Source organism: Mycobacterium sp., assembly GCF_035499775.1.
Classification (GTDB): Bacteria; Actinomycetota; Actinomycetes; order Mycobacteriales; family Mycobacteriaceae; genus Mycobacterium.
In genome coordinates this window covers 21,177-36,747 of record NZ_DATJYB010000457.1, presented here as the reverse complement: position 1 = coordinate 36,747, position 15,571 = coordinate 21,177, and the positions used below count along the sequence as shown (strand labels likewise).

The window sequence follows — 15,571 nt, the reverse complement described above, 5'->3', positions numbered from 1 at the left end:
GGTGCAGTACCGGCTGGGTCGCAGCGTCGCCCGGATGGAGGCCGCGCTGTCCGCTCCCTCGGCGTTCGGGCGCGTCGCGATCGCGCAGACGATGCGCGACATCTCCGGGGATTTGATGGACGTACTGGGCCCGGCATCGGCATTGCCGACGGACACGCCGGGCTCCGCCGGCGACGGCGCGGCGGAATACGTCTTCCGGCTGGCCGTCCCCGCCGGCATCTACGGCGGGACCCTGGAGGTGTTCCGCAACATGATCGCCCAGCACGAACTCGGGCTTGGACGGCCTAACTACGGTGGCTGACCGGTAGCGCGGCGGCCACATCGGCGCGGGTTTCGTCGAAGCTCAGAAATCCCTTGATCGGCAGGCTTTCCGGCGGCGGGTCCGGGTAGCTCCAGGCGAGGTCCTCGACGACCGCGTCGCCGATAACTGCCGACCAGTACGTCGCGAAACCCTTGTAGTTGCAATAGGTCGACGTCTCCGTTTTCCGCAGCAGATCGGTGCGCACCTGCGCGGGATCGACGTAAAGCCTTGGCGCCAGGGCAGTCTCGAAGACGATCACGGTGTCGTCCGTGTCGACCAGCACGGTGCCGGCGACCGCCACGTGGAGGCGGCGCCGCGTCGGCCGGCAGTCGACGCGGTGATAGGGATTGGGCGGGTAGTGCACGAGCTTGCGGCCTTCCTCCAGCCAGGTGTCGACGGCATCCCAGGGCACGTGGACGAAGCCGGGCGCCTCCGGCTCGGGCTGATTCGGTAGGTCGCCGACCTCGTCGGCCGGGAACAGGTAGCTGAGCGGGTGGCCCTGCCGGTGCACCATCAGCGCTCGCTCGGTGTCGATCACCGGGCGCCCATCCCGAAATGCCTGTACCCGCCGCGGATGTGGCTCGATGTAGACGAGGTTGGCAGACACCGGGGGGCAGAACCGCCCGGCCGGATCCTTGCTCAGCGGGCCACGTCCGGCCACCAGGCTCATGGGTTCCTCCTGCCGCGCCACCGCGGGTTACAAAGTCTCCGTCCAGTGTAAAGACCATCGGTGCCGAACCGATTCCAGGAGCGGCATCGGCCGGCCGCACGAGTAGCTTGTTTGCCAGTCGGTTCAGCGGCTGACTGCGTACGGTGAGCCAGTGGACACCCGCACCCCGCCCCGGTGCCGGGGGTGGCGCCGAAAAGCCATCATGATCGCTGCTGCCCTGTTGAACGTGGCCGTCATCGTCGTCGCCGTTTTCATCATCAGCGGGCAGCAAAAGGGCCGCGAACCCGCATATGGTTCGCAGGTCACGCTGCCGTTCGCCGTCAGCCAGCCTTACGGTGTGGCCGTGGACACCGCCGGCGACGTGTACGTCGCCGACTGGGGCGGCGACAAGCAGGTGCTCAAACTGGCGGTCGGGTCGAGCACCCCGACGGTGCTGCCGTTCAGCGACGCCACCGGTGTGGCGGTGGACCGCGCCGGCGCCGTCTACGTCTCCGAATCGAAGAGCAATCGGGTGCTGAAACTGGCGGCGGGCTCGACCGCCCCGACCGTGCTGCCGTTCACCGGCCTCGACACTCCCCGCGATGTTGCGGTGGATGCCGCCGGCGCCGTCTACGTCGCCGAGGTTCTCAACAATCGAGTGCTGAGGTTCGCGGCGGGCTCGGCCACCCCGACCGTGCTGCCGTTCACCGGCCTCAGAACCCCCAACGGTGTGGCAGTGGACCGCGCCGGCGCCGTCTACGTCGCCGACGTATTCAACAAACGGGTCCTGAAGCTGGCCGCAGGCTCGGCCACCCCGACCGTGCTGCCGTTCACCGGCCTCAGCGCACCCGATGGTGTGGCGGTCGACCGCGCCGGCGCCGTCTACGTCACCGACGCGGCCGCCAACCCCGGCCGCGTGCTGAAACTCGCGGCGGGCTCGGCCGTCCCGACCGTGCTGCCGTTCACCGGCCTCAGCATCCCCAACAGTGTGGCGGTCGACGGCGCCGGCAACGTCTACGTCACCGACAATGGCACCAATCGGGTGGTGAAATTGACTGCGGGGTGACGCGCCGCGCTGCCGCAAGGCAGGTTCAGAATGTCCAGCTGCCCTGCGGCGACAAGACGAACCCGTGGTGTTGGTCCGGCGCTGTGCCCTTCAACTCGCAAGCGGTCATCGACGAGTCCACGGCGCACGTTTTCGGCGTGCCCTCGCTGTACATCACCTTGCTGTGCGGGGGCAGGAGTTTGTAGGCGTCCGGACTGATCGTGCGCTCGTGCGTCCCACTGCCGTCCATCCAGTCGTACATCTCCATCGAGGCCAGATCGATATCGGAAAACTCGGCTCCGGGCGAGTTCGGTCCGCCGACGTAGCGCAACCCGACGTAATTGTGCGATGTCCCGGGCAACGAGCCCCAGCAGCTCAGATCCGACCTCGCGGCCTTCGTCGTGTAGCTCATCCGGCACCGATAGCCACCGGGAGTTTGGAACTGGACACCGGCGGTCATGTACGCCGAATAGGTCGTGTAATCGGGGGCGTTGGCATCGCTGTAGCCGCTGAGGTCCGGAAACTGCGCCGGGTCGGCTACCGCCGACGGAAGGGCCGTCGCCGAGATCGTCAGGAAAGCTGACGCACATAGCCGCAGCTTCACGCACATCAGCGTATGCGAGTGGGCGCTCTCCAGCGCCAATTACCCTTTGGTGATGGTCTACATCGGGGTCGGACTGGTGCTCCTCGTGCTCACGCTCGTGCTGTACATCTACTGGTTTCGCGACAAGGCGGCGCGGCAGCGCTACCGCGACGCCGCGTACGTGACCTTCGGCCTGTACATCGGCATTCTGGCGCTGGATTCTCACCAGCGCCATGCGCATACCTGGCGGGTGGTGATGTCTGCCGTGGCTGCCGCGGCGTTCGTCGGTGGCGGGATCTGGAACTTGTGGCGCGGGAAGCCACGCGAACCACAACTCCCGCCGGAGGACCCTTCTTCTTTATAGGGCAACCCGGGAGGCCAGCAGGCGCGAGCCTTCGTCGACAGCTGATCAGGCGAATATCTCGAGCTCATGTGGGGCGCCAGCCGCTCGGAGTAATTGTCCGTCCATTCGTTGCCATTGGAGTCGCGAACCGCCCACGCTAGGGTGCCAGCCATGGCGGGACCGGTAGAAGGCATCAGGATCGTCGAGCTCGGGGTCTGGGTGGCGGGACCGGCCGCGGCCGCGATCCTGGCCGACTGGGGCGCCGACGTCGTCAAGATCGAACCCCCGACCGGTGACCCGGGGCGGATGTTCGGGCGGATGCTGGGAATCGACCTCGGGGTGAACCCGCCGTTCGAAATGGACAACCGCTCCAAGCGCAGCATCGTGCTGGACCTCACCACGGCCGAAGGGCGCGATACCGCGTTCGAATTGCTCTCCGACGCAGACGTTTTCGTCACCAACGTGCGCCCCGGGGCGCTGCAGCGCCTGGGGCTGGACTACGACTCGGTGTCCGCCCGCAACCCGCGGCTGGTCTACGGCTTGATCACCGGCTACGGCGAAACCGGGCCCGACGCCGACCGGGCCGCCTACGACGTAGCGGCGTTCTGGTCCCGCGCCGGTGTCGCCCACCTGCTCACCCGGCCGGGCGACACGCCACCCTTCCAGCGCGGCGGCATGGGGGACCATTCGGCCGGCATGACCCTGGCCGGCGCCGTGTGTGCGGCGCTGCTCGCCCGCGAGCGCACCGGAACCGGTCAACTGGTGACCACCTCGCTGTACCGCCAGGGCGCCTACACAGTGAGCTTCGACCTCAACACCTACCTGCTCAGCGGCCAGCAGATCGCGATCGGACAGCGGGAGTCGATGGGCAACCCGTGCATGAACAACTACACCGCCTCCGACGGACGGCGATTCTGGATCGTCGGGCTGGAGATCGACCGGCACTGGCCCGCGCTGTGTCGTGCCGTCGGACGGCCTGAGTGGCTGACCGACCCGCAATACAGCAACGCCCGATCCCGCGCCGTCAACGCCGTGCAACTCATCGCCGCGTTGGACGAGATCTTCGCGACCAGGTCGCTCGACGAATGGGCGGAGGTCTTCGCGGGCGAACCCGATTTCTTCTGGTCGCCGGTCAACACGGTCGAGGACGTCGTGGCCGACGAACAGTTCCACGCCGCGGGCGGGATCGTGCAGGTTCCGGACGGCCCGGATGCGGATGCCACCATCCCGATGGTCGCCACGCCGGCGGATTTCCATGGCACACCGTGGGCGCCACGTTCTGCGGCACCGCAACTCGGCCAGCACACCGACGAAGTTCTCGCCGAACTCGCGGCCCGTCGCAGGTCGTGACCGGCCAGCTGGCACCTTTACAAATTTGAGCAAAAGTGTCACGCTGTCCGGTGAGCCGCGTCACCCCAGCTAGGCCACGCCGAACGCATTGGTTCGTGGCAAGAGGAACGGATCGATGGTCACGCCAACTTTCAACATCAGCGACTACCGGGAGCGAGACAGGGCACCGCGAACTTCCAAGCCTCATCTGGACGACGACTGCCTGCGATACCGCCTCGACGTCGTCGCAGCCGCGGACGACGCAGTGCGGGCCGCCGGGGGGTGGATGTACGACCGGGTGATGGCCGGCTGGGAGGTGACGGTGCTGCTCCCACAGGGTTGCGATACCCGGCCTCTGCAGATACTCGGGGTGCGGGCCGTCGATCTGGATTCGGGGTTCACCCGTCCCATGAGCCAGGGCCTGGCGGTCAGCGCAGAGGTGTTCACAGCGGATGCGCGGGTTCGGGCCAAGGTGCTAAAGGCCTTGGATCAGCGGTCGACCGAGGTCGCCTTGTGGGGCGATGGCTGTTCGCTCGGGGTGCACCGCGGGATGACCCGGGTGCAGCATGTGCTCAGCGCGGCAGCGCGGGTGTACAAGGCCCATGCGCTTGCGGCAGCTGAGATTGGTTGCGGCACAGTCGATCCCACCGAAACGCTGTTGTGCGACTTGGCGACTGGGTTGCCGGTCGACTCGGAATTGATTCGCCTTGGCTAGCAATATGAAGAAGTACCACCGCCAAGCGCTGCTGTACTTGCACGAGACGATCGCGCTGGGGTCAGGGCGAAGCGACCGCTTCACCGAGGTGTTTGCCGACATCTATGGACCGATGATGGATGAGCTCGGTGCGCGATTGTTCGCGATTTGGGAATGCACCCCCTACAACGGTCACTGGCCACAGGTGACGATCATCTGGGAGATCGACGGGTTCTCCGACTACGCCAGGATCGGCGCCGCGCAGGCACGCGGCGGCAGCCATGAGGAGGCGGCTGGGAAGTGGTCGGCGTTTCTGGCCGACATCGGCGCGTCGGGCGAGGGACGCATCATGTACGCCGGGCCCAGCAACAAAACGCTGGCACAACTGTGCGAGGCCAATTTCACTGCGCCGCTTGTGATCCAAGAGATCATGCAGACCAAGCCGGGGCGGCAAGACGACTACATCCGCGAACTGGAGCGGCTCTACGTCCCGTGGTCGGAGCGCACCGGTAAGCGGTGGCTGGGTTCGTTCACCACGACGTTTCGCTACAACGAGGTCATTCACTACTGGGCACTGGACGGCGGCTGGGAATGCTTCGCCAACCACTACCCGTCGTGGAAGGAGAGCCCGCCCGCCGAGATCGTCACCTGGATGAGCGTGGCACCGGCACTGCGCGACGGCTGGGAAGACTCGATTCTGCAGGCCCTACCGCCGTCGCCGCTGCAGTGAACAGGCCCGTGGGCTTCCACTACGACCCATTCGACGCAACGGTGATGGCAAAGCCGTTGCCGTACTACCGGATCCTGCGCGATCAGCATCCGGTGTACTACATGCCGCAATGGGATACCTTCGCCCTGTCCCGTTTCGAGGACATCTGGCAGGTGCTGGAAGTCAACGACGGGACGTTCGTCGCCTCGGAAGGGACTCTGCCGGCGGCATCCGTTCTGGCACAACACAACACGGGTCCGATCGACGATCCGCCGTTGCACCCGTTGCCGTTCCACGCCGTGTTCGACACGGATCTGTACGGCGAGATCCGCCGCGCCCATTCCCAGCCGTTGCGGCCGCGGTCGGTCGCCGGGCTGGAGGCCAGAATCCGCCAGCTGGCCAATGAGCGACTCGATCTACTGCTGCCGCAGAGTTCGTTCGACCTGACTCAGGATTACGGCGGGATCGTGGCGGCGTCGATGGTGTGTGATCTGCTCGGCATATCAACCGATCTCGCGCCCCAGGTGTTGGCCACCGTGAACGCCGGCAGCCTGGCCGAGCCCGGCAAAGGAGTCGATACGGCGCAAGCCCGGCCCAACTATCTGGACTACCTCATTCCGGTGGTCCAGCGCCGCCGGGGCGGCCAATCGGACGCCGCATTGCCCGTTGTCGACGGTCTGCTCGGCTATCGGCTACCGGACGGGACCGCACTGGACGACGTCGAAGTCGCGACCCAGATGCTGTGCATCTTCATCGGCGGGACCGAAACGGTACCCAAGATCGTCGCTCATGGCCTTTGGGAGCTCAGCCAACGGCCCGACCAGATGGCGGCGGTCCGCGCCGATCCCGCCGCCAATGTGCCGGTCGCGCGCGAGGAGATGCTCCGCTTCTGCGCGCCCGCGCAGTGGTTCGCCCGAACAGCCCGTAGGCCCTTCACAATTCACGACGAAACCATCCAACCGGGCCAGCGTGTGATCACCCTGCTGGCTTCGGCCAACCGCGACGAGCGGGAGTATCCCGAGCCGGACGAGTTCATCTGGAACCGGCCCATCCGCCGCTCGCTGGCGTTCGGTCGAGGTCAGCACTTCTGCATCGGCTACCACCTGGCCAGGCTGGAAGTCGCTGTGCTGCTGCAGGAATGGCTGCGGCGGGTGCCGGACTTCGAGATTCGTGGCGAGCAGGCCAGCCGGCTGCCGTCCAGCTTCCAGTGGGGATGGAACAAGATCCCGGTGGAGGTCTGACGTGTGGTCTTGCCGGATCGTCGCTCCCTATCTGTTCCAGCGGACACAGATCGCGGACAAGACCGCGGATTGTCTGGCCGATGGCCAGGTGCTGCTGCGCTTCTTGGCGGCCGGCGTCTGCGGCAGCGATCTGCCCGCCTTTCGCGGTGCCCGGGGCCGGCTACCGGGCGACGACGGCCGCAGCGCGGCCGAAAAGGACGGTTTCCCAGTCCACGAAGTCGCCGGTGAGGTGATCGCGAGTCGGCATCCTGGGCACCGTGCGGGAGATCTTGTGGTGGGCTGGGCCTCGGGATTCGACGGCCTGATGGAACGTGTGGTCAGCGACGGCGACGGGTTGGCGCCCTACGACCCCTCGCTGAGCGCGGCGCAGGCGGTCGGGCTGCAACCGCTGGCCTGTGTCCTCTACGCATGTGAGCAACTGCCGGAGCTGGCCGGCCGGCACGTCGCGATCATCGGCCAGGGTTCTATCGGGCTGCTGTTCTCCTATGTCGCCAAGGCATTCGGAGCCCGCCGGGTTACCGGGGTCGATCCGGTCGACCGTGCAAGCCTCGCATCCGAATTCGGCGTCGATGACGCGGTGCGTGCGACCAGCGACCGCTGGGTGAGCCAGTTGGCGGCGGCGGATCGCGCCGACGTCGTCATCGAGGCCGTCGGCCATCAGGTCGCCACCCTCAGTCACGCCATCGCAGCTGCCGCCCCCGGCGGCACCGTCTTATATTTCGGTGTTGCCGACGACGATGCCTACCCGATTAGTATGCGCACCATGCTGCGCAATAACTTGACGCTGAAATCCGGTGTGACGCTTGACCGGCGGCGGGTGCTGGAACTCGCCGCAAAATTCGCCGCAGAACATCCCGGGCTGCTCGGTTCATATCTCACCCACACGTTCGGTGTTGCGGATGTGCAGGCCGCGTTCGACCTGGCCAGCCGGCCCGATCCGCAGCGCGTCAAGATCGCGATTGCGGACTGAGCATGGCTGACAAGTTCACCAGCAACCTGCAGCTGGCCCTGAACGGGGAGACTCCGCTGTTCGGCGGCTGGATCACCGGCCCGACGCTGATCGGACCCCAGGAATTCGCGCGGGCCGGTTACGACTATGTGGGTTTCGACGCACAGCACGGATACCTCGACGACGTCGATATCGCCGGCATACTCCGGCAGATCGAGCAGGTGCCCATCGGGACCCTGGTGCGCCTGCCCGATGCCAACCCGGCTCCGATCGGGCGGGTGCTGGACGCCGGGGCCGACGCCGTCGTGATCGCCATGATCGAGTCGGCCGAGCAGGCCGCCGCGGCGGTGGCCGCCACGCGCTATCCGCCGTTGGGCATCCGCAGCTTCGGCCCCTTGCGCGCCAGCCTGGGCCACGACGCCACCGCGCTGGAAGCCCGGGTGAGCGTGTTCGCGATGATCGAGACGGCGGCGGCGCTGTCCGACCTCGAGCAGATCTGCGGTGTCGAGGGCCTGACCGGAATCTATGTCGGCCCAGCCGATCTGGCCATCTCGATGGGCTTCGACGCAGTGGGTGCGACCAGAAAGCCAGAAGTGCTGGACACCATAGTGCGAGTCCATCGCGCGGCCACAGACGCCGGCCTGGTCACCGGCATCCATGCGGGAGAGGGCAAGACCGGCTGTGCCATGGGACAGCTGGGATTTCACATGGTCACCCTGGCCGCCGAAGCGCAGGCCCTGCGGCGCGGCGCGGCAGAGTATCTGCGCGAGGCGAAGACGCTATGAGCGACGACCAGACCGCGATCCGTGAACTGATCGCCACTTACGCGCTCACCCTCGATGCCGGCGACATCGACCAGTGTGTGGACTTGTTCGCTGAGGAAGCCGAATTCCTGGTCTACGGACGGGCTTTCGCGGGTCGCGACGGAATCCACAAGATGTTCCGGGACGCGCCCCGCGGGCTGCACCTGACCGGAGTCTCGCGCATCGACGTCGACGGCAGCACCGCGACGGCACGATCGCAGGTGCTGTTCGTCAGAGCGGGCGACCTGCACCTGCGGCCCGCCGTGTACGACGACGAGCTGGTGCGCGAGGGCGAGCGGTGGCGCTTCCGGCGACGGCGGTGCCGGTTCGTCACCAGCCACGGCCTGGCCGACAGCCCTGAGGTTCCCTGACCATGACCGCTCGACGTGTCGCGCTGGTCACCGGAGCCGCCGGCGGGCAGGGCTGGGCTATCGCTAAAAAGTTACGCGCACAAGGCTATTGCGTAGCAGCCTGCGACCGTCGGGTCGACCGGCTTGCCGCCGCGGTCGAGGAACTCGCTGACGACGACATGATCGGGATCGAGCTTGACGTCACCTCGTCGACAGACTGGGACGCGGCCGTCGAAGGGGTCGCCGACCGATTCGAGTCGCTGACCACGCTGGTCAACAACGCCGGCGTGCTGCACCGCGCCGCGCTGGCCGACGAGACCGCTGACGACTTCGAAAACGCTTGGCGGGTCAATTGTCTGGGCGCATTCCTCGGCATGCAGGCTTCGCTGGAACGACTGCGTGCCGCGGAAAACGCCGCCATCGTCAACATCTGCAGCACGGGAGCGATCCGTCCCTTTCCCCAGCACTGCGCCTACGGCTCGTCGAAGTGGGCGCTGCGCGGTCTGACCCAAACCGCGGCGGCCGAACTGGCCCCATCCGGCATCCGCGTCAACGCCGTGTTCCCCGGACCGATCGCGACCCCGATGCTCGACGACGCTACCCAGAGACGGCTGGTGAAGGCGTCGACGTTCGGCCGACTGGGCCGTCCCGGCGAGATCGCCGACGCGGTCGCGTTCCTGGTCTCCGAGCAAGCGTCGTTCATCACGGGTTCCGAGCTCGTCGTCGACGGCGGCCAATGCCTGCAGATCCGGTGACCGAATTGCAGGCCGTCGAGCGGCTCGACCCCGCACTGCGCCCGGTCGCGATCAACCGGACCTTGTTTACCGCCGAAGCGATCCCGCTGATCCGGGAGTCGATGAACGAGCGTCGTCGCGTTGCCGCCCAACAGGAGACGGCCGCGGCCGGCGTGCTTGTCGAACACGCCGTCGCCGGTGGCTCGGTGCCGGTGCGTATCTACCGGGGTGGGGCGGCCCCGTCACCCGTGGTTGTCTACTGCCACGCAGGTGGTTTCGCGTTGGGCGACCTCGACACCGACCACCGGCAGTGCCTCGAGCTCGCCCGCCGCGTCCGCTGCTCGGTGGTGTCGGTCGACTATCGGTTGGCGCCGGAGCACCCCTATCCGGCCGCGCTCGACGATGCGATCGCGGCGCTGAAATGGGTCGCCGCCAACGCGGCGCAATTGGGTTTCGACTCCGCGCGCCTGGCCGTTGCGGGCAGCAGTGCCGGCGCGAGTCTGGCCGCGTGCCTGGCGCAGCGTGCGGCAGCTGGATCGGTGCCGCCGGTCGTGTTCCAGCTGCTGCACCAACCCGTGCTCGACGACCGGCCCACGGCGTCCATGACGGAGTTCCGGACGACACCGGCCTTCGACGGTGAGGCCGCCGACCTGATGTGGCGTCACTACCTCGCCGGCCAGGCCCCGTCGTCGGAAACCGTGCCCGCCAGGCGAGACGAGCTGCGCGGTCTGCCACCGGCTTTGATCACCTGCGCCGAGATCGACCCGTTTCGTGACGAAGCGGTCGAATATGCGTTGCGGCTACTTGGTTCCGGGGTCTCCACCGAGCTGCACGTCTTCCCCGGCGTCTGTCACGGATTCGATTCGTTGTTGCCCGATTGGTCGGTTTCCCAGCGATTGTTCGCGCTGCAGGCCGACGCGTTGGCCAAGGCTTTCCACGGCGAGCAGACGCAAAGGCACCCGACACGCCCCAAATAAGGTGCTTTTGCGTCTGCTCGCCACTAGAAAGTGATCAGCTGGCGAACGGCGGTACCGTCGGCCAGATGGTCCATCGCCTCGTTGATGTCGTCCAGCCGAATCCTCGACGACACCAGCGCCTCGACCGGCAGGCGCCCCGCCTGCCACAGCGAGACAAACCGGGGAATGTCGCGGCTGGGCACCGCCGAGCCCAGATAACTGCCGATCAGCGACCGGCCTTCGGCGACAAAACCCAACGGCGACACACTGATTCGGGCAGCGGGCGGCGGCAGCCCGACGGTGATGGTGCGGCCTCCGGGGGCGGTGAGCCCGATCGCGGTCTCCAGCGCTGCCGGGTGGCCGACCGCCTCGACGACCACCGCCGCCTTGACGCCCGCGTCGGCGGCCTGCTGCGGCGTATACGTCTCGTGTGCGCCTAAATCTCTTGCTGCACTTAGTTTTTCGGGCAACTGATCGACGCCGACGATGCGAACGTCGTCGTATGTCAGCGCGGTGATCACCGCCGCCATGCCGACGCCGCCGAGGCCGACGACGGCCACCGTCTGACCCGGCCGGGGATCGCCGACGTTGAGTACAGCGCCACCGCCGGTGAGCACCGCGCAGCCGAGCAGGGCCGCCACGTCCGGCGGGACGTCGGACGGCACCGGAACCGCGCTGGCCCGGTTGACGACGGCGTACGTCGCGAAACCCGAGACCCCCAGATGGTGGTAGATCGGATGACCGGCCCGGACCAGCCGCATCCCGCCGCCGAGCAATGTCCCGGCGGCGTTGGCGGCGCTGCCCGGTTCGCACGGCGTCAGGCCCTCGGTCGCGCAGGCCGCACAATGGCCGCACCGCGGCAGGAACACCAGCACGACCCGCTGACCGACCGCAAGATCGGCGACACCGGAACCGACCTCTTCGACGATTCCGGCCGCTTCGTGACCGAGCAGCATCGGCACCGGCCGCACCCGGTTGCCGTCCACCACCGACAGGTCGGAGTGGCAAACCCCGGCGGCCTCGATGCGAACCAGGACTTCATCGGCGCCCGGACCGTCTAGTTCGAGATCGGCGATACCGATCGGCCGGGATTCCGCATATGGCCGCGGCGAACCGATTCGTTCCAGCACCGCGCCCCGAATGTGAAACATGTTGGAATACAACCATGACTACGGAGCCGGGAGTCCCCGCGGTCCCGCCCGCACCGGACAAGCTGATCAGCAGCGACTTCCCGGTGCTGTGGCCGGTGGGGACCCGGTGGGCCGACAACGACATGTTCGGCCACCTCAACAACGCCGTCTACTACCAGCTGTTCGACACCGCGATCAATGCCTGGATCAACACCAGCACCGGTCTTGACCCGATCACCACGCCCGCGCTGGGCATCGTCGCCGAGTCCGGCTGCCGCTACTTCTCCGAACTGCATTTCCCGGAAAGCCTCGTGGTGGGCCTGGCCGTGACGCGGCTGGGACGCAGCAGCGTCACCTACCGGCTCGGCGTTTTCCGGGACGCAAAGAACGACGAGCCGCAACCGATCACCGCACTCGGGCACTGGGTGCACGTCTATGTCGACCGTGACAGTCGCAAGGCGGTCCCGATTCCCGACGCGATCCGATCACTACTACTTACGGCTGACGTGACGGGGGCCAACCAATAGGTCGATTGCGGAAGATGCTGTCGCGCAACCCCGCTATGCTTCGCCAATGCCAGTTTTGAGCAAGACCACCGAGGTCGGTGCCGACGCCGCGTCGATCATGGCCATCGTGGCCGATTTCGAGGCGTACCCGCAGTGGAACGAAGGGATCAAAGGCGCGTGGGTGCTCGCCCGCTACGACGACGGGCGGCCCAGTCAGCTGCGGCTCGACACTGAAATCAATGGCTTGCCCGGTACCTATATCCAGGCCGTGTACTACCCGGGGGCTAACCAGATTCAGACCGTCATGCAGCAGGGGGACCTGTTCGCCAAGCAGGAGCAACTATTCAGCGTGGTGGAGGCCGGGGATAAGTGTCTGCTGACGGTGGACCTCGATGTGGAATCCACCCTGCCCGTGCCCGCGCCGATGGTGAAGATGTTGATGAGCAACGTGCTCGACGCCCTCGCCGAAAAACTCAAGCAGCGCGCCGAGCAGCTATCCGCGAACTAGAGCGGCTGCGCCGCGCTCGCGATCGCCGAAGCCAACTTTGGCGACCCGCTTCGCCCGGCGGCGCCGCGCGGGCGACTAGCCGAAGATTCCCGCTTCGTTCAACGTCTCTTTCAGCCGGCGTGCGCCATCGGTGAACTGCCAGACGGTGTGCTCGATCACCGCGGCAGTGTCGCGCCGACGTAGGGCCGCGATCAGCTGCCGGTGATTGTCGACGGCGGCCGCACCCCATTGCGGGTCGGCCGCGTACACCAGCACCGGCATGTAGCGCGCGGCATTGAGCAGGAACCAGGCGAGTTTGATTCGGCCGCTCGCCTGGTTGAAGACGCGGTGAAACGCGAACTCCATTGCCGAGATGGTGTCGGCATCGCCGGAGCCGACCGCGTCCGCCATCGCGTCGTTCATCAGGGCAAGTTCGTCGATCTCGCTGTCGGTGATGTGGGAGGTGGCGGCAACGGCCAGTTCCCGGGCGATCGTGGACTGCAGCCAGAAGATGTCGTCGACGTCCTGCCGGGTCAACGGCACGACGACGTGGCCGCGATGCGGCTCGAGCTGGACCATGCCCTCGCCGCGCAGTTTCAACAGCGCCTCACGCACCGGCGTGACGCTGACTCCGAGTTCGGCGGCGGTCTCGTCGAGGCGGATGAAGGTGCCCGGACGCAGCCTTCCGGCCATGATCGCCGCCCGTAGGTGGCCCGCGACCTCGTCGGACAACTGCGAGCGGTGCAGTGACGGACGGCTACGCGGCCGCGTAGAGAGGGGTGCGTTCACGTGGGCCTGCCAGGAGTTTCAGGGTCTGGGAGGGTCTTGTCTTGGGGGTATCAACGCCATTAGTGTGACCCACACAACAGTAAGTTTTATCAAATATCAACGTGTAATCAAATGTCGAGCTGTCGCGAGCGGTGCGCGAGTGAAGAAAGGATGCGGGTGACCGCGCAATTGGCAAGCCATCTGACGGGAGATCTTGGCGGGGCCCAAAAGCACGCCCAAGACCAGCCGTACCTTGCCCGCCGCCAGAACTGGGTCAACCAGCTCGAACGACACGTAATGATGCAGCCGGACACGACGGCGCTGCGGTTCCTGGGCCGCACCGTGACGTGGGCGCAATTGCGGCAGCGGGTCGCCGCACTGGCGGACGCGCTGAGCCGTTGGGGAGTCGGCTTCGGCGACCGCGTCATGGTCTTGATGCTCAACCGCACCGAATTCATGGAGTCGGTGCTGGCCGCCAATATGCTCGGGGCCATCGCGGTCCCGCTGAACTTCCGGCTCACCCCGGCCGAAATCGCATTGCTGGTCCAGGACTGCCAAGCACGCGTGATGATCACCGAAGCCGTGCTGGCCCGCGTCGCGACCACGGTCCGCGATATCGAGTCGCTGCTGGACGTCATCGTCGTCGCCGGCGCCTCGACCGACGACGCGGTGCTGGGCTACGAGGACCTGGTTAGCGAGACGGGCGATGAACACGAACCCGTCGACATCCCCAACGACTCGCCGGCGCTGATCATGTACACGTCGGGCACCACCGGACGCCCGAAGGGCGCAGTGCTGACCCATGCGAACCTGACCGGCCAGACCATGACCGTGCTCTACACCAGCGGTGTCGACATCACCAACGACGTCGGTTTCATCGGTGTGCCGTTGTTCCACATCGCCGGGATCGGCAACATGCTGACCGGGATGCTGCTCGGCGTCCCCACGGTGATCTATCCGCTCGGTGCGTTCGACCCCGGGCAACTGCTCGATGTGTTGGCGGCCGAGAAGGTCACCGGCATCTTTCTGGTTCCCGCGCAGTGGCAGGCCGTCTGCGCCGAACAGAAAGCACGGCCCCGTGAGTTGCGGCTGCGGGTGATGTCGTGGGGGGCCGCTCCGGCGCCGGACGCGTTGCTGCGGGAGATGTCGGCTATTTTCCCGGGCACCCAGATACTGGCCGCATTCGGTCAGACCGAGATGTCGCCGGTCACCTGCATGCTGTTGGGCGACGACGCGATCCGCAAGCGCGGGTCGGTCGGAAAGGTGATCCCGACGGTGGCCGCCCGAGTCGTCGACGGCAATTTGAACGACGTGCCCGTCGGCGAGGTTGGTGAAATCGTGTACCGGGCGCCAACGATGATGAGCGGCTACTGGAACAACCCGGAGGCGACGGCGGAAGCGTTCGCGGGGGGCTGGTTCCATTCCGGAGACCTCGTTCGCATGGACGACGACGGCTACGTCTGGGTGGTGGACCGCAAGAAGGACATGATCATCTCCGGCGGCGAGAACATCTACTGCGCCGAGGTGGAGAACGTTCTCGCCAGCCACCCCGGCATTGTGGAAGTCGCCGTCATCGGCCGCGCGCACGAGAAGTGGGGCGAGGTGCCCATCGCGGTAGTGGCTGTAACGGACGACCACCTCCGCCTCGAAGACCTAAGTGAGTTCCTGACCGAACGGCTCGCGCGCTACAAACACCCCAAGGCGCTCGAGATCGTCGACAGGCTGCCCCGCAACCCTGCCGGTAAGGTGCTCAAGACTGAACTGCGCGTGCGCTACGGCGCCGCTGAAGAAGCCGAAAGCCATTCTTTGCCAAGGGGTTTAGCGGAGAGAAAGGGAAGCCGAAGCAATCTGTAACGTTTGCCTGTTGTTGACGAAGGGTTAATTGTGCGGATCCGGTTCACACCTGGACGGCCATCGGGTACATTCCTGTGGTCTCCGTTGCTACCTGTGGGTAGGGAGCCGATGGTCACACACGTATGGTCGGGGCAAGGAGG

General features: G+C 66.5%; 18 protein-coding genes and 1 pseudogene. 15 read left to right on the top strand and 4 right to left on the bottom strand.

Annotated elements, in window-relative coordinates; genetic code table 11:
* Nucleotides 1-301: pseudogene (locus VML93_RS28520) on the top strand (acyl-CoA dehydrogenase); the annotation flags it as partial.
* Here the strand turns inward: VML93_RS28520 and VML93_RS28515 are convergent.
* Nucleotides 285-971: a DUF427 domain-containing protein gene (locus VML93_RS28515; protein ID WP_325615604.1), complete on the bottom strand. Its 687-nt coding sequence runs from the start codon at nucleotides 969-971 to the stop codon at nucleotides 285-287. The pseudogene VML93_RS28520 and the gene VML93_RS28515 sit on opposite strands and share 17 nt — an antisense overlap.
* Before the next feature lie 202 nt (nucleotides 972-1,173).
* On the opposite strand from VML93_RS28515, the gene VML93_RS28510 reads away from it, so the two are divergent.
* On the top strand, nucleotides 1,174-2,016 hold the full coding sequence (locus tag VML93_RS28510) for an NHL repeat-containing protein (protein WP_414686473.1): 843 nt from the start codon (nucleotides 1,174-1,176) through the stop codon (nucleotides 2,014-2,016).
* A gap of 25 nt (nucleotides 2,017-2,041) precedes the next feature.
* Here VML93_RS28510 and VML93_RS28505 read toward each other — a convergent pair whose 3' ends face one another.
* A complete protein-coding gene (locus VML93_RS28505) occupies nucleotides 2,042-2,599 on the bottom strand; it encodes a hypothetical protein (RefSeq protein ID WP_325615602.1) in 558 nt (185 codons plus the stop codon).
* 52 nt (nucleotides 2,600-2,651) lie between these two features.
* Here VML93_RS28505 and VML93_RS28500 point away from each other — a divergent pair, with 52 nt between their 5' ends.
* The 10 genes from VML93_RS28500 (at nucleotide 2,652) to VML93_RS28455 (ending at nucleotide 10,707) form a co-directional block, all read left to right on the top strand.
* A complete protein-coding gene (locus tag VML93_RS28500; protein WP_325615601.1) occupies nucleotides 2,652-2,942 on the top strand; it encodes a hypothetical protein in 291 nt (96 codons plus the stop codon).
* A 150-nt stretch (nucleotides 2,943-3,092) separates the two neighbouring features.
* Nucleotides 3,093-4,271, top strand: a complete 1,179-nt coding sequence (locus VML93_RS28495) for a CoA transferase (RefSeq protein WP_325615600.1) — start codon at nucleotides 3,093-3,095, stop codon at nucleotides 4,269-4,271.
* 115 nt (nucleotides 4,272-4,386) lie between these two features.
* Nucleotides 4,387-4,965: a hypothetical protein gene (locus VML93_RS28490; protein ID WP_325615599.1), complete on the top strand. Its 579-nt coding sequence runs from the start codon at nucleotides 4,387-4,389 to the stop codon at nucleotides 4,963-4,965.
* Nucleotides 4,966-4,969: 4 nt separating this feature from the next.
* A complete protein-coding gene (locus VML93_RS28485; RefSeq protein WP_325615598.1) occupies nucleotides 4,970-5,674 on the top strand; it encodes an NIPSNAP family protein in 705 nt (234 codons plus the stop codon).
* An 8-nt stretch (nucleotides 5,675-5,682) separates the two neighbouring features.
* Complete coding sequence (locus VML93_RS28480) at nucleotides 5,683-6,894, top strand: cytochrome P450 (RefSeq protein ID WP_325615610.1); 1,212 nt, start codon at nucleotides 5,683-5,685, stop codon at nucleotides 6,892-6,894.
* A gap of 1 nt (nucleotide 6,895) precedes the next feature.
* Entirely contained in the window at nucleotides 6,896-7,864 is a 969-nt protein-coding gene (locus VML93_RS28475) for a zinc-binding dehydrogenase (RefSeq protein ID WP_325615597.1), read from the top strand.
* Nucleotides 7,865-7,866: 2 nt separating this feature from the next.
* Entirely contained in the window at nucleotides 7,867-8,628 is a 762-nt protein-coding gene (locus VML93_RS28470; protein ID WP_325615596.1) for an HpcH/HpaI aldolase family protein, read from the top strand.
* On the top strand, nucleotides 8,625-9,017 hold the full coding sequence (locus VML93_RS28465; RefSeq protein WP_325615595.1) for a nuclear transport factor 2 family protein: 393 nt from the start codon (nucleotides 8,625-8,627) through the stop codon (nucleotides 9,015-9,017). Before VML93_RS28470 ends, VML93_RS28465 begins: the two co-directional genes overlap by 4 nt.
* Before the next feature lie 2 nt (nucleotides 9,018-9,019).
* Nucleotides 9,020-9,751 (top strand): SDR family oxidoreductase, encoded by a 732-nt coding sequence (locus VML93_RS28460; RefSeq protein WP_325615594.1) that lies wholly within the window; start codon nucleotides 9,020-9,022, stop codon nucleotides 9,749-9,751.
* Entirely contained in the window at nucleotides 9,748-10,707 is a 960-nt protein-coding gene (locus tag VML93_RS28455) for an alpha/beta hydrolase (protein ID WP_325615609.1), read from the top strand. Before VML93_RS28460 ends, VML93_RS28455 begins: the two co-directional genes overlap by 4 nt.
* A gap of 23 nt (nucleotides 10,708-10,730) precedes the next feature.
* On the opposite strand, the gene VML93_RS28450 is transcribed toward VML93_RS28455, so the two are convergent.
* The gene (locus VML93_RS28450) at nucleotides 10,731-11,837 is read right to left on the bottom strand and encodes an alcohol dehydrogenase catalytic domain-containing protein (protein ID WP_325615593.1); all 1,107 of its coding nucleotides are present in this window, start codon (nucleotides 11,835-11,837) and stop codon (nucleotides 10,731-10,733) included.
* 14 nt (nucleotides 11,838-11,851) lie between these two features.
* Here VML93_RS28450 and VML93_RS28445 point away from each other — a divergent pair, with 14 nt between their 5' ends.
* Both VML93_RS28445 and VML93_RS28440 read left to right on the top strand, forming a co-directional pair.
* Complete coding sequence (locus VML93_RS28445; protein WP_325615592.1) at nucleotides 11,852-12,343, top strand: thioesterase family protein; 492 nt, start codon at nucleotides 11,852-11,854, stop codon at nucleotides 12,341-12,343.
* A 46-nt stretch (nucleotides 12,344-12,389) separates the two neighbouring features.
* On the top strand, nucleotides 12,390-12,830 hold the full coding sequence (locus VML93_RS28440) for an SRPBCC family protein (protein ID WP_325615591.1): 441 nt from the start codon (nucleotides 12,390-12,392) through the stop codon (nucleotides 12,828-12,830).
* Nucleotides 12,831-12,905: 75 nt separating this feature from the next.
* Here the strand turns inward: VML93_RS28440 and VML93_RS28435 are convergent, their stop codons facing one another.
* On the bottom strand, nucleotides 12,906-13,598 hold the full coding sequence (locus tag VML93_RS28435) for a GntR family transcriptional regulator (protein WP_325615590.1): 693 nt from the start codon (nucleotides 13,596-13,598) through the stop codon (nucleotides 12,906-12,908).
* 156 nt (nucleotides 13,599-13,754) lie between these two features.
* On the opposite strand from VML93_RS28435, the gene fadD5 reads away from it, so the two are divergent.
* Nucleotides 13,755-15,431: a fatty-acid--CoA ligase FadD5 gene (fadD5, locus tag VML93_RS28430; RefSeq protein ID WP_325615589.1), complete on the top strand. Its 1,677-nt coding sequence runs from the start codon at nucleotides 13,755-13,757 to the stop codon at nucleotides 15,429-15,431.
* Nucleotides 15,432-15,571 lie beyond the last annotated feature (140 nt).